General features: G+C 68.7%; 8 protein-coding genes. All 8 read left to right on the top strand.

Features of this window, described 5'->3' with window-relative positions; translation table 11 throughout:
* The first annotated feature begins 21 nt into the window (after window positions 1-21).
* The 8 genes from ABZS64_RS12815 to ABZS64_RS12780 are packed head-to-tail and all read left to right on the top strand — an operon-like array spanning window position 22 to window position 12,440.
* Complete coding sequence (locus tag ABZS64_RS12815) at window positions 22-2,349, top strand: ATP-binding protein (protein WP_355827288.1); 2,328 nt, start codon at window positions 22-24, stop codon at window positions 2,347-2,349.
* Window positions 2,340-2,636, top strand: a complete 297-nt coding sequence (locus ABZS64_RS12810) for a hypothetical protein (RefSeq protein WP_355827286.1) — start codon at window positions 2,340-2,342, stop codon at window positions 2,634-2,636. Before ABZS64_RS12815 ends, ABZS64_RS12810 begins: the two co-directional genes overlap by 10 nt.
* Complete coding sequence (locus ABZS64_RS12805; protein WP_355827283.1) at window positions 2,633-9,130, top strand: DUF4157 domain-containing protein; 6,498 nt, start codon at window positions 2,633-2,635, stop codon at window positions 9,128-9,130. Before ABZS64_RS12810 ends, ABZS64_RS12805 begins: the two co-directional genes overlap by 4 nt.
* Window positions 9,131-9,168: 38 nt before the next feature.
* Window positions 9,169-9,708 carry an SUKH-4 family immunity protein gene (locus tag ABZS64_RS12800; RefSeq protein WP_355827281.1) on the top strand — a complete coding sequence of 180 codons (540 nt, stop codon included), beginning with the start codon at window positions 9,169-9,171 and terminating at the stop codon, window positions 9,706-9,708.
* Between the two features lie 12 nt (window positions 9,709-9,720).
* The gene (locus ABZS64_RS12795; RefSeq protein WP_355827278.1) at window positions 9,721-10,386 is read left to right on the top strand and encodes a hypothetical protein; all 666 of its coding nucleotides are present in this window, start codon (window positions 9,721-9,723) and stop codon (window positions 10,384-10,386) included.
* Between the two features lie 3 nt (window positions 10,387-10,389).
* Window positions 10,390-10,740, top strand: a complete 351-nt coding sequence (locus tag ABZS64_RS12790; RefSeq protein WP_355827276.1) for a hypothetical protein — start codon at window positions 10,390-10,392, stop codon at window positions 10,738-10,740.
* Entirely contained in the window at window positions 10,733-11,872 is a 1,140-nt protein-coding gene (locus ABZS64_RS12785) for a hypothetical protein (RefSeq protein ID WP_355827273.1), read from the top strand. Before ABZS64_RS12790 ends, ABZS64_RS12785 begins: the two co-directional genes overlap by 8 nt.
* A 40-nt stretch (window positions 11,873-11,912) precedes the next feature.
* Complete coding sequence (locus tag ABZS64_RS12780; protein WP_355827270.1) at window positions 11,913-12,440, top strand: phage baseplate assembly protein V; 528 nt, start codon at window positions 11,913-11,915, stop codon at window positions 12,438-12,440.
* The last annotated feature ends 30 nt before the right edge of the window (window positions 12,441-12,470 follow it).

Raw genomic sequence — 12,470 nt, 5'->3', positions numbered from 1 at the left:
AGCACGGGGGCGGGTGAGGGTATGAGGACGTACGAGTCAACCGGTGCGTCGGCGAACGCCGGTGCGGACGGGCGGGCGCTGTTCGCGGCGGCTGTACGATCCGTGCTCGCCCGCGTGGACGCCCACGCGGCCCGGGCGCAGGGCCGGCCGGGCCCCGGCCAGGGCGACGCCGCTCAGCCGCACGCGGCGGCCTCCGGCGCGGACGGTGCCGCTCCGGCAGCCGGTGAGCGCGCGGCTGCCGCGACGGGTGCGGCCGAGCCCGTACGGCGAGACGACGACGCGGCCGTCGGCTCCGCCGCGCCGGAGTCCGTACAGCAGGACGGGAACGCCACCGCGGGCAACGGCCGCGCAGCTAGGGACGTTCCGGGCGCCGGTGAGCGCGCTGCTGCGGCGACGGGTGCGGCCGAGCACGTACCGCAGGACGGCGAGCCGCGCGGCGCAGCGGCCCGGCGGCGGAGCGTCCTCGCTGCCGGGGGCAGCACCCCCACCGCCGCAGCCGGAGGCGAACCGGCCTCCCAGGACGGCCTCGCGAGCGCCCCCGGCGTGCGCGGGCCCGCCACCCTGGACGCGCTCGTCGCCTGCTTCGGGCTCAGCCCCTTCGAGCGCGACGTCGTCCTGCTGGCCGCCGCCGCGGAGCTCGACCCCACCACCGGTGGGCGGTGTGCCGCCGCCAGTGGTGACCCCGCGCGCGCCCACCCCACGTTCTCGCTCGCCCTTGCCGCGCTCGACGGTGCCCACTGGAGCGCTCTCACCCCCGTCGCCCCACTGCGCCGCTGGCGGCTCGTCGAGCTCGACGACGAGACCCGGTTGACCACCTCACGGCTGCGCCTCGATGAGCGCATACTGCACTTTCTCGTCGGCTCGCCCTATCTGGACTCCCGGCTGCACGGACTGCTGCGCCGTGCGCCCGTACCGGAGTCCCTGCCCGCCTCGTACGACCTGGCGGCGAGCCAGGTCGCCGCCGGCTGGGCGGGTGCCGGGCCGCATGCGCCGCTCCGGATCGAGCTGGTCGGCGGCGACCTGCGGACCCGTACCGACATCGCCGCGGCGGCGGCACGCCGTTCGGGGCTCGGTCTGTACGCCATGGCCGCCGACGACATGCCGACCGATCCCGCCGAGCGCGACCGGCTGGCGCGGCTGTGGCAGCGCGAGGCGATCATGCTGCCCGCCGCGCTGCTCGTAGAGGTCGGCGAACTCGACCGCGACCAGGCCGCGGCGACCGACGCGTTCATCGAGAGCGCGGCCGTTCCGCTCATCGTCTCCAGCCCCGATCCCCGGCAGACAGCCCGGCCGCGCGGTGAGCGTGTGACCGTGCCCCCGCTGGACACGGAGGAGCAACTGGGCGTGTGGGCCGACGCGTTCGCGGACGTACCGGAGGTGAGCGAGGAGGATCTGCGGGATCTCGTCGCGCAGTTCTCGCTGCCGCCGCATCTGATCCAGTCTGCCGGCGCGGCTGTCGTACGCGATCTTCCCGGCGAGGACGAGCTGGACGCGACGGGTCTCGCCTGGCGGGCCGGGCTCACCGAGGCCCGGATGGGCATGGACGAGCTGGGCAGGAGGATCGAGCCGCAGGCGGCGTGGAGCGATCTGGTGCTGGCCGAACGGCAGTTGCGGATTCTCCGCGAGATCGTCGCGCATGTGCGCCGGCGCTCCACCGTCTACCAGGAGTGGGGCTTCGCCGAGACGCTGCGCCGGGGCCTCGGTGTCACCGCACTCTTCGCGGGCGGTTCCGGCACCGGAAAGACCCTGGCCGCCGAGGTGATGGCCCAGGAGCTGGGACTGGATCTGTTCATCATCGATCTCTCGCAGGTGGTCAGCAAATACATCGGCGAAACCGAGAAGAACCTGCGCAGGGTCTTCGACGCGGCCGAACGCGGCGGCGCACTGCTGCTGTTCGACGAGGCGGACGCCCTCTTCGGCAAGCGCAGCGAGGTCAAGGACAGCCATGACCGGTACGCCAACCTCGAAGTCAGCTATCTGCTGATGCGGATGGAGGCGTACCGGGGGCTTGCGATCCTCACGACGAACATGAAGCAGGCGCTGGACACGGCGTTCATGCGCCGTATCCGCTTCGTCGTCGACTTCCCCTTCCCCGGCGAGAGCGAGCGCGCCGAGATCTGGCGGCGGGTGCTGCCCGCGCGGGCGCCGATGAAGGGCATCGATCCCGGGCAGCTGGCCCGGCTGACCGTGGCGGGCGGCTCTATTCGCAATATCGCGCTGTCGGGTGCCTTCCTCGCGGCGGAGGAGGGCGACCGGCTCCAGATGCGTCACATGCTGGAGGCCGCGCGTACCGAATACCTCAAGCTGGACCGCTCCTTGACGCCCGCGGAGGTCCACGGATGGGTCTGAACGAGGCACCGCGCCCTGCGGAGCGCACGATCCGCGTGGACATCGGCGAGCTGGTGCTCGACGGTTTCGAGCGGCTCGACCCCGACCGGGTGTCGGCCGCGTTCGAGGCGGAGCTGTCCCGGCTCGTACGGGAGCGTGGCGTGCCGCTGGCCGCTGACGGCGGCCGGGCCCTGGACGCCCTGTCCGGGCTGCCGCCGCTGCCCGCCACCACCTCGCCGGGGCGGCTCGGCGAAGCGCTGGCGCGTGCGGTGCACGCCGGACTGTCGGGGCGGGGTGAGTCGCGATGAGTACGTCACATGCCCAGGACGCGCAGGCGGCCCAGGCCGAACGGCGGCGCAAGCGCAAGGAGCGGGCCAAGTCCCGTACGCCGGAGCCGAAGAACATCGTCAGTGGAGCCGGACAGCCGCTCGATCTGAGCGTACGGCGGGAGCTGGAGGAGCAGCTCGGCCACGACTTCAGCCGGGTGCGCCTGCACACCGACCGGGACGCGGGCACGCTGACGGAACTGCTGGGCGCGGACGCGGTCGCGGTCGGCCAGGACATCTTCTTCCGCGAGGGCGCCTACCGCCCGGGCACGGCGGACGGGCAGCGGCTGCTCGCCCATGAGCTGCTGCACACGGTGCAGAACCCTTACGGTCTGGGCGCGTTGCGCGCGGGCCGCGACCTGGGTGCGGTGAGCCTTCCGCAGCAGGCGATGGAGCGCGAGGCGGAGTCGGCCGCGCAGGCCCTTGTACGGGACGAGGAGCAGGCGCCCGAGGTGGAGCCGGAGCAGTCGACACCCGGCTGGCTGCGGTACGCCACGGTCGACGCAGACCGGTCCCGTATGGAACAGCTGGACCCGGCAACGCTCGTGGACCGTCTTGCGAACGGCGTGCTGCGCTCGCTGCGCGGCGACCCGGCGGACCTTTCCGGGCGCGTACGCCTCCAACTCGCCCGGATGTCCCCGCAGTTGCAGGACTCGGTGCTTGACCGGCTGGAAGTGCGGCTGCTCTCGAACGAGTACGACCGGCTCCTCGGCCTGGCCGAGGAGTCCGAGACCCAGCCGGTGGACCTGCAGCCGGCCGAAGTGCCCGAGCCGGAGACGGACCTCTTCGAGCTGCTGGGTGCCGAGCGCACGCAGTGGAAGCGGCAGGAAGAGGGCGGGCGGAGTTCGAAGGACAAGCAGGCAGAGGACTCCCGGGAGGAGCAGGGGGACGCCAGGGCGCGGGACGAGAAGCGCGGCGGCGACCGGAGCAGGGCGCGCTCCGACGCGGCGGCCGAGGACCAGGAGGCGGCTCAGCGCACGGAGCAGGAGGACGAGCGCGCACAGTCCCGGCAGCAGGCCGCGCAGGAACAGCAGCAGGAAGAAGAGAAGCAGGGCCAGGACCGTCAGCAGGTCGACGAGGCCGCGGACGAGCGCGCGCAGGGCCAGTCGGACGGCACCGAGCAGGCCAAGGAGGAGCGCAAGGAGCAGCGCGACCGCGAGCAGCAGGACCCGGAGCAGGCGAACGCCCCCGGCGCCGACAAGCGCAAGCGCAAGGACGACGCGAAGCAGCCGGCGGACGGCTCGAAGCCGGAGAACCTCGACCCGAAGGCGAAGGGCCTGCCCGGTCCCGTACGCCCGGAGAAGGTGGACGAGCGGGCGGAGCAGCGGGACAGCGCGCTGTCCGAACACGGCCTGCACGAGAAGGACGAGGACGAGGACGAGCCGCGCGAGGAGGAGAAGCCGCTCGGGCTCGAGGCGGGCGCGGACAAGGAGATCGGCGGCGACGAGGGAGACCGGTCCAAGGGCGGCGGCGCGGCCGAGCCCGAGCTCAAGCCCGAGGACTACCTGCCGGACAGCGACCTCGATGTCTCGTCCGTTCCGACGGCCGACAACCCCACGGCCACGGTGCCGACCTTCCCGGCTCCCCCGCCGACCAAGGCCGAACAGGTCCAGGAGCAGCGGGAGAACGACGCCGAGGAAGAAGAGGACGAGGACGCCCCAGAGGCCGAAGCCAAGCCGCCGGGTGCCGAGATGGGGCCGGTCGAGGGCGAGGCGCCGCAGCCCGAGGGCGGCCCGGCGGCCGAGGCCGGGGACCGTAGCGAGAAGGACCTCCAGCCGGAGAAGCCGGTGGACCAGGAGGTCGGCCCGGACCCGGAGACCGACGGCAGGCAGGAGCCGGAGCCCGAGGCGGAGAAGCAGGATCCGGAGCAGCAGCAGGACACGGACGAGACAGACTCGGACTCCTCCGACGGCGAGGAGCCGCCGGACGCCAAGAGCGCCGAGGATCAGCAGGAGGAGCGCAAGGAGAAGCAGGAACAGGACGCCAGGCCTCGGCCGGGGGCTGCCGGATCCTCGGCTGCTGCGTCGGGCCCGGGCGCTGCCACCAGTACCGACTCGTCCGCGACCCCGCCCGCCGGCGCGCACACGGAACGGACCTCGGCCGAGGACGCCCGGCCCTCCCCTGCCGCACGGCGGGTCGCCGACTCCGCGAAGAGCGACCACGAGGCATCCGCGCCCAAGAGCGCGGTGCCGAAGGAGAGCGGTCCGGGAGCGGCGCCGAGCGGTGTGGTCGGCGGCAGCAGTACGGCGGGGCCGAGCACCGCGACCGGACCCGGCGGCACACCGTCGGTGGCGCAGGCCGCGGTGAGCCCCGCGGCCGAACAGGCTGAGAGCCCTGGGGAGTCGGGCACGCCCGCGCCTGAGGCATCGCTGGAGAAGGACGGCGGCGGCTGCGCCCCGCCTGAGCCCGCGGCGGAGAAGGAGGAGGGCGGCAGCTGCGGCGGAGGCGGCGGCGGGGCGGCTCCCCAGGAGAAGCAGGAGGAGCCGCCGGACGTTTCGGGCCAGGACCCGAAGGCCGCCATCGGTACGGTCAGCAAGCTGGCGCCGGACCAGGCTGCGGCCGCCATGCCCGGTGTGGACGCCGCGGCGGACAAGAAGGTCGGCGAGGAGCAGCGGCGGCTGGACGCCAACCCGCCGAAGCGGGAACGTCCTTCGGGCGCACCGCAGACGCAGTCGGGCCCGCCCGAGACGGCCCCTCCTGCCGACCAGGTGACGGGCAAGGTCGAGAAGCTCGGGCCCGAGGATCAGGTCGCGAAGCAGAAGGCCAAGGGCAGCGACAAGGCGGAGGGCGCGAAGCCCACCGACAGCACTCCCCCGCCGCCGCCACCCGTTGCGGACAAGCTGACCGCTGAAGAGGCGAGGAACGTCGACGCCGCGGCCGACGCGGTCCCGACAGTCGACCCTGAACTGCAGAACAAGACGGTCGGCCCCGCCCCCAAGATCAGGCTGGAGGGCGAGAGCGACCCACAGCGCACGGACGACCAGGCCAGCGCGCTCAAGGACAAGCAGTCCGACATCCAGAGCACGGGCCGTGACGACGCGGCCAAGCCGATGGGCGAGGACCAGATCTTCCCCGACGCGCCCCAGGAGCAGCTGGTCGGCAAGGCCACGGCCGGCGGAAAGGGGGGCGGCGGTGGCGGTCTCGAGGCCGGGTCCGCGCCCAAGCCGGGCGTAGGCGCGGTCGCCAAGCAGGAACGCGGCTCGGAGATTCAGGGAGCCGCGGGCCAGGCCCAGGGCGACCTGGCTGTCAAGGAGAAGGAACAGCAGCAGGGCGAGCAGCAGGCCAAGCAGGAGAAGCAGACCGAGATCGACCGCGAGGTCACCCAGAACGCGGAGAAGCAGACGGCCGAGCGCGGGCATGCGGCCGAGGATGCTCAGCGCGAGCGCGAGAGCTGGCGCAATGAGCAGGACCAGAAGATCGAGGACGCGGACAAGAAGTCCGAGAAGGAACACACAGACAAGAACAAGGAAATCGTCAAGGCCCGTGACGACAAGGACAAGGAGGTCGGCGACCGGAAGGACACGGACAACGCGCAGATAGACACAGAGCGCGAGAAGGCGGAGAAGGAGGCCGAGAGGAAGAAAGAGGAGGAGAAGCCTTCCGGGGGCTTCTTCGGCTGGGTCGCCGACGCGGTGAAGACCGCCTTCAACGCGATCCTCGACGCGGTCACCAAGGTCTTCGACGCCGCGCGCGCCGCCGTCAACGGCATCATCGACACGTTCAAGGAGTGGGCCAACAAGGCCATCGACTTCGTACGTGACCTCGCCATCAACGCGATCAATGTGCTGGCGGACGCGCTGATCGCCATCGGGGACGTGCTGCTGGCGGCCTTCCCCGAACTGCGCGACAAGTTCCGCAAGGCGATCGAGGGCCTGCGCGACACAGCGATCGCGGCGGTCAACGCGCTGGCGGACGGCCTGAAGAAGGCCGTGAACGCGCTGCTCGACGCGCTGGCCGCAGGCCTGAACGCGCTGCTCGACGTGCTTGAGGCGGGCATCAAGGCCGTCATCAAGATCTACCAGGCCGTCATCCTGGGCGCGATCAAGTTCGCCCAGGCGGCGATCGAGGCGCTCGGCAAGTTCGCGGCACTGGTGGCGGACATCGCGCCGGACCCGGGTGGCTGGATCAGCAAGGCGGGCAGCTCGGCGAAGGCCGGCATCACCGACCATCTCTGGGGCGCCATCAAGACGGGCGTGAAGCGGTGGTTCGACACGAAGGTCGAGGGCATCCTCGGGCTCGGCAAGGCCGTGATCGACGTCCTGGTGAAGGGCTGCGTCTCGATCAAGCAGATCGGGAAAATGGCGTGGGACGCGATCATCGCCTCGCTCCCCATGATGATCGCCTCGCTTGTCATCGAGAAGGTCGTCTCGATGATCGTCCCCGCGGCGGGCGCGATCCTCACGATCGTCCAGGGCCTGATGGCGGCCTGGCAGAGCATCAGCTCGATCCTCTCGGCCTTCAGTAAATTCTGGTCCTACTTGAAGGCGGTCAAGGCGGGCCCTGCGGCCTGCCTGTTCGCGGAGGCAGTGGCCGCGGGCGTTGTCGCACTGCTGGACTTCATCGCCAACTTCCTTCTGGAACGGCTCGGTTCTGCGACGAAGGGTGTCGGCAAGCGCCTCAAGGCGATGGCCGAGACGATCATGAAGGGCCTGAAGAAGACAGGCAAGGGCGCCAAGGCGGCGGCGGGCAGCGCGGTGAACAAGGCGCGGGGCGCGGTGCGCAACGCGATGGAGTCCTTGAAGAAACCGGCGGGGCCGAGCAAGCCGAAGGGACCGAGGGTCCCGAAGAACCGGTCGACGTCGACGGACCGGGGCCCGGGGGCGAACCGGGGGCCGAAGGACGCGACTTCGGACAGGCCAACGAGCAGGACGCCGGACAAGGAGAGGGAGCACCGGCGGGCGGAGGCGGAGGCGAAGCGCGACCAGCAGAAGCCGGATGCGAGGGCGAACAGGACCCCGGACCAGAAGGCCGACCGGACCCCTGATCGGAAGGGGGACAACAAGCCTGACAGGACAGCGGACCAGACGCCGGATCAGAGGCCCGGTAGCAAGCCGGACAAGAGCCCCGACCAGAAGCCTGACACCAAGAAGGACAAGACTCCGGAGAAGCCCAGGAAGAAGAAGGAGACCGAGGCTCCGAAGCGCCCGAAGCCGCGCAGGCCCAAGTCCCCGCTGGGCAAGGCCCTGCAGAAGATCAAGGGCAAGGTCAAGTCCGCACTGAAGAAGATCCGCAACGCCGGTAAGACACTCGGCAAGAAGCTCGGCAAGAGCAACGTCGGCAAGGCGCTCAAGAACAGCGGCAAGAAGATGCGCGACTTCTTCAAGAAGAAGCGCGACCACATGCGCGGCGACAAGAAGCATCGCACCGAACAGAAGAAGAAGCAGCAGGACGACCACAAGAAGAACGAGAAGTCAAAGGAGTCCAAGGAGGCGCGCCTCCAGAAGATTATTGCGCGGGTCCGACCCAAGGTCCACACGATGCTGCAGAAGGGCACCAAGCCACTCATTTTCAACTCAGCACTGTTCAGTCTACGCACCTGGTACCGACTGTCCGGCCTGGAAACACAGGGAAACCGCCCGGTGCAGATCAAGGCGTCGCTGAATCCCTCAGGAACCGTGGACGAGGGAGACAGGACGAAGGTCGTGCTGGATGTTCTGGAGGGCGACCCGGAAAGGAAGGAGCGACTCCAGGAAGCTTTGAACATCTCGGGGTTCGACGATTGGCTGCTGCTCGCCGAGGGTCTTGAGAGAAAATCCCTGGAGAAACTCCTCAAGGACTTGGACGCGGCAGACCAGAAGAACCGCAGCGACCTGACGTTGACGGCGATTCGGTCTGCAGAAGCCCACGTTCAGCGATCCCTGTCGAACGTGGTCCGGCCCTGGAAAACGAACCAGAACCCTAAGCGCGGCCAAGGCAATGACCCCAAGTGGATGGCCAGAAGGGAGGCGCAGGCCATCAGGGAAGCCTACCGAACCGCGCAAATCCAGGAGAACAAGCCGCCGAAAAATCCCAACCGTAACCATCCGGAACGCACGGCCACGCTGCAATGGGACCCCACCCTGGACAGGGTAGAGTTCGCCAGAAAAGCCCTCGCCCTAAAGCGTGCCGGAGACCGGGGCGAGCTATTCAAGACGCCGACGGACAAGACCACCCGCGGCGGTTACAGCGAACAGGACGCCGACCGTATCTCCGACATGACCGTGCAGTTCAAGAACGCCGTACGAAGCCGCGCGTACAAGGAGAACAAGAGGAACAAGGGGCCGCACCCGACGGACGCCGAGATAACTCAGCGTATCAACTACATGCAGGTGGACCATGTGATTGAGCTTCAGGCCGGCGGTTTGGATTCATTCAAGAATTTCCGTCTGCTCGACCCGGTGACAAACAATGTCATGGGTGGGCAGCTCAAGACCAGCATCAACAAACCCGACAAGGCACCGTACGGCACGGTCTACACCATCCGCATCATTTGGTAGAGCTCGAAGCCGCAAAGCGTTTCCTCTGATAGGCAGGTATGGAAGTGGTAGCACGCTGGGAACTCGACGAAGCATTCGGCGAGGACGACGTCATTGTCATGGACTACGAGCTGACCGGAGAATTCGGTGCGGCACCGTTGGACCGTCGTGTCCTGGCGTATGTGGGTCTGCCCCGACGAGTGGGATCGATCTTCACCACCGAGGTAGTCGGAAGCCCGGAGCTGTTCGCCGTAAGGGAATTCGAGTTGGCAGGCGGCAATAAGAGCGTCCTGGCCCTTGGAGGTCCACCCGACGATGAGCGTATGCGCTTCTTTCTCGATCTCCAGGAGGGCTTCGTGGTCCTCATCAGCTTCCACGAAGGCGGCGCTCAGGCTGAAATCGTGAACAGCTCCCTCGATGACTTCGTAGAATTTCTCTACCGATTCGGCCTACGTGACAAGGATCTTAGCGGGGCCTCCATCGAAGAAGATCGGCAGTACACGGCGGGATTCGTCGAGGTTCTCAAGGAATTTGATCCGTTCGCCTTTTCGCAGCCCGACAGTTGGTGGTCGATGGCCATTGACCGGATCAAGAAATAGGGAGACCTCTTCATGACCCGCTACGCAGACATACCCAAGCCCATCCGCTCCGGCATCGTCGTCGTCGACCCCGAACGCGGCACGCCCCAGCGCATCATCGTCCTCCAGTTCAACCCGGACACCCTCGAACGCTCCCTCGCCCCCCAGGCCGCCGGCGGAAGCGGTGATGCCGGCGGCGGTGGGAGTGGAGGGGATCGGAACGAGGCGCTCAGGCTCAAGGGGCCCGCCGAGGAGAGTTGGAAGTTCACCGCCGAGATAGATGCCACCGATCAGTTCGAGGTCGCCGCGCCCGACGGGATTCACCCCCAGCTCGCCACGCTCGAGATGCTGGTGCATCCCACCAGCGCTCAGTTGCGTGAGGCCTCCCGCCTCACCAAGAAGGGCACCATCGAGATCAGCCCGATCGAGATGCCGCTGACCCTCTTCACCTGGGGCAGCAAGCGCGTCATGCCCGTGCGGCTCACCGAACTGTCCATCAACGAGTCGGCGTTCGACGTCAATCTCAATCCCATCAGGGCCAGCCTCGGCATCGGGATGAAGGTGCTCAGCGTGAGCGACCTGCCCGCCGGGCACCGGGGGGCCGATCTGTATCTCGCACATCTGGCGCAGAAGGAACGGCTCGCCGCCGCCGCACGAGGCGGGCGACTGGCCGAGCTCGGGCTGGGACGGGGGCTGTAAGACGTGATTGATCCTTATGAGAGTGCGCTGGACGCGATCCCGGGGGCGCATCCATACCCCCGCACCAGCCGGTACCACGACGCGGAGATCGGCGTACACCGTCTCCCCGACGGCACCGAAGTGCGGTACACCAAGCGGCGCTTGCTGCCTCCGCTCGGCGTGGCCGCCGACGAGACCGCTCCGCACACGGTCAGCAGCGACGAGCGGCCCGACCATCTCGGGCAGCGTTACTTCGGCGACCCCGGACAGTGGTGGCAGATCGCGGACGCCAATCCCGTGCTCGACCCGCAGGAGCTGACCGCCGAGCCGGGGCGGACGATCGACATTCCTCTGCCGGGTGGATTCCATGGCTGACGAGCCCATCGGGAGCGGGCCCGTCCATCTCACCCTGCACATGGGGCCCAAGCTCACCCGCCCCGTTCCGCCCGAGGTGACCGAGGCGCTGTTGTCCGCGCAGATCACCATGACGGCGGGGGAACGGAGCGGGTTCCAGCTTGCGTTCGATCTGACCAAGCGGGGGCTGATCACACAACGGCTGCTGCCCGAGGGGTTTTTCGATCCGAAGACCAGGGTGATCGTTGCGACGTCCGTCAAGGGGACGCCGACCGTGATCCTGGACGGGCTGATCGTGCGGCAGGAAGTCGGTGCCAGCAATCAGCCCGGGCAGACCACGCTCACCGTCACCGGTGAGGATCTGACCCTGCTGATGGATCTGGAAGAGCGCACCGACCGGTATCCGAATCTCGGCCCCGCCCAGCGGGTCGAGCGGATTCTGCGGCGGTACGCCGACTACGGAATCGATCCGTGGATCATCCGTGAGCAGATCCATCAGCCACCCCGCGAGCAGCTGCGCGTCGACTACCAGACCGGCACCGATCTGCAGTATCTGAACGAGCTTGCGCGAGCGAACGGATACACCTTCTATCTGGAGCCGGGCCCGGGCCTCGGGCGGTCCATCGCCTTCTGGGGTCCCGAGCAGCGGCTCGGCCAGCGCCAGCACGCGCTGAACGTCAACATGGACAACAACTCCACCGTCGACCAGCTGACCTTCGCCTACGACGGGACGGCCAGGGAAGAGCCGCAGGCGCGCGTCCAGGACCCGCGCACGCGTGACGTACGGCTGCTGGCTCAGCCCGACATCAGCCCGCTGCGGCCTCCACTCGGCCTGCGGGCCTCACCCGCGCTGAAGCGCAAGACGCTGTCCGGTACGGCGAAGAAGGAGCTCGGGCAGGCCGAGGCAGAGACCCTGGCCAGGGCCGCGACCTCAGCGGATGCGATTTCCGGGTCCGGGTCGCTGGATGTCAACCGGCATGGATATGTCCTGCGGCCGCGGGAGTTGGTGGGGGTTCGCGGCTCGGGCGTGACGTACGACGGCGACTACTACGTCAAGAGCGTGACGCACAACCTCAGGCCAGGCTCGTACCAGCAGAACTTCACGCTCTCCCGCGAGGGCCTCATCGCCCGCAGCAGGACAGTGCGTCCGTAACGACGCGTCCGCACAGACGTAAGGACCAGGAGAACTTCGCATGGCTGCAGGACCGAACAACCGGTTTCTCGGCAAGTTCCGGGGGCGGGTGATCGACAACAAGGACCCGCTCAAGCTCGGCCGGATCACGGCCCAGGTGCCGGATGTGCTCGGCGACGAGGCCTCCACCTGGGCGCTGCCCTGTCTGCCGTTCACCGGACGGCACGCAGGTCAGTACGTCGTGCCCGAGATCGGCGCCGGAGTGTGGATGGAGTTCGAGCAGGGGGACCCCAGCTTCCCCATCTGGACGGGGAGTTGGTACGGAGACGCCTCCGAGCTGCCGCCCCGGGCGAGCGCCGAGCTGCCCGGCTCGCAGCCCGTGGTCATCCAGACGCCGGGTGATCACAAGCTGGTGATGTCGGACGTGCCTGGCGGTACGGGGATTCTGCTCGAGGCCAAGGGCGGGGCGTACGTCCAGATCGACGAGAAGGGCGTGACCATCGGCAACGGCAAGGGCGCGTCCATCGTGCTGATCGGCGACGAGGTCAACATCAACGAGGGCCGGCTCATCGTGCCGAGGAAGCGATGACCACGCTCAGAACACAGAACGGGGAGTCAC

Origin of the sequence: Streptomyces sp. NPDC005408, assembly GCF_040606445.1 — a bacterium.
Classification (GTDB): Bacteria; Actinomycetota; Actinomycetes; order Streptomycetales; family Streptomycetaceae; genus Streptomyces.
This window is presented reverse-complemented; position numbering and strand designations above follow the sequence as displayed.

Bases quoted from the DNA above. Each gene is read 5' to 3' on its own strand.
- ABZS64_RS12795 (WP_355827278.1), top strand. From the start codon at position 9,721: ATGACCCGCTACGCAGACATACCCAAGCCCATCCGCTCCGGCATCGTC.
- ABZS64_RS12800 (WP_355827281.1), top strand. From the start codon at position 9,169: ATGGAAGTGGTAGCACGCTGGGAACTCGACGAAGCATTCGGCGAGGAC.
- ABZS64_RS12805 (WP_355827283.1), top strand. From the start codon at position 2,633: ATGAGTACGTCACATGCCCAGGACGCGCAGGCGGCCCAGGCCGAACGG.
- ABZS64_RS12780 (WP_355827270.1), top strand. From the start codon at position 11,913: ATGGCTGCAGGACCGAACAACCGGTTTCTCGGCAAGTTCCGGGGGCGG.
- ABZS64_RS12815 (WP_355827288.1), top strand. From the start codon at position 22: ATGAGGACGTACGAGTCAACCGGTGCGTCGGCGAACGCCGGTGCGGAC.
- ABZS64_RS12810 (WP_355827286.1), top strand. From the start codon at position 2,340: ATGGGTCTGAACGAGGCACCGCGCCCTGCGGAGCGCACGATCCGCGTG.
- ABZS64_RS12785 (WP_355827273.1), top strand. From the start codon at position 10,733: ATGGCTGACGAGCCCATCGGGAGCGGGCCCGTCCATCTCACCCTGCAC.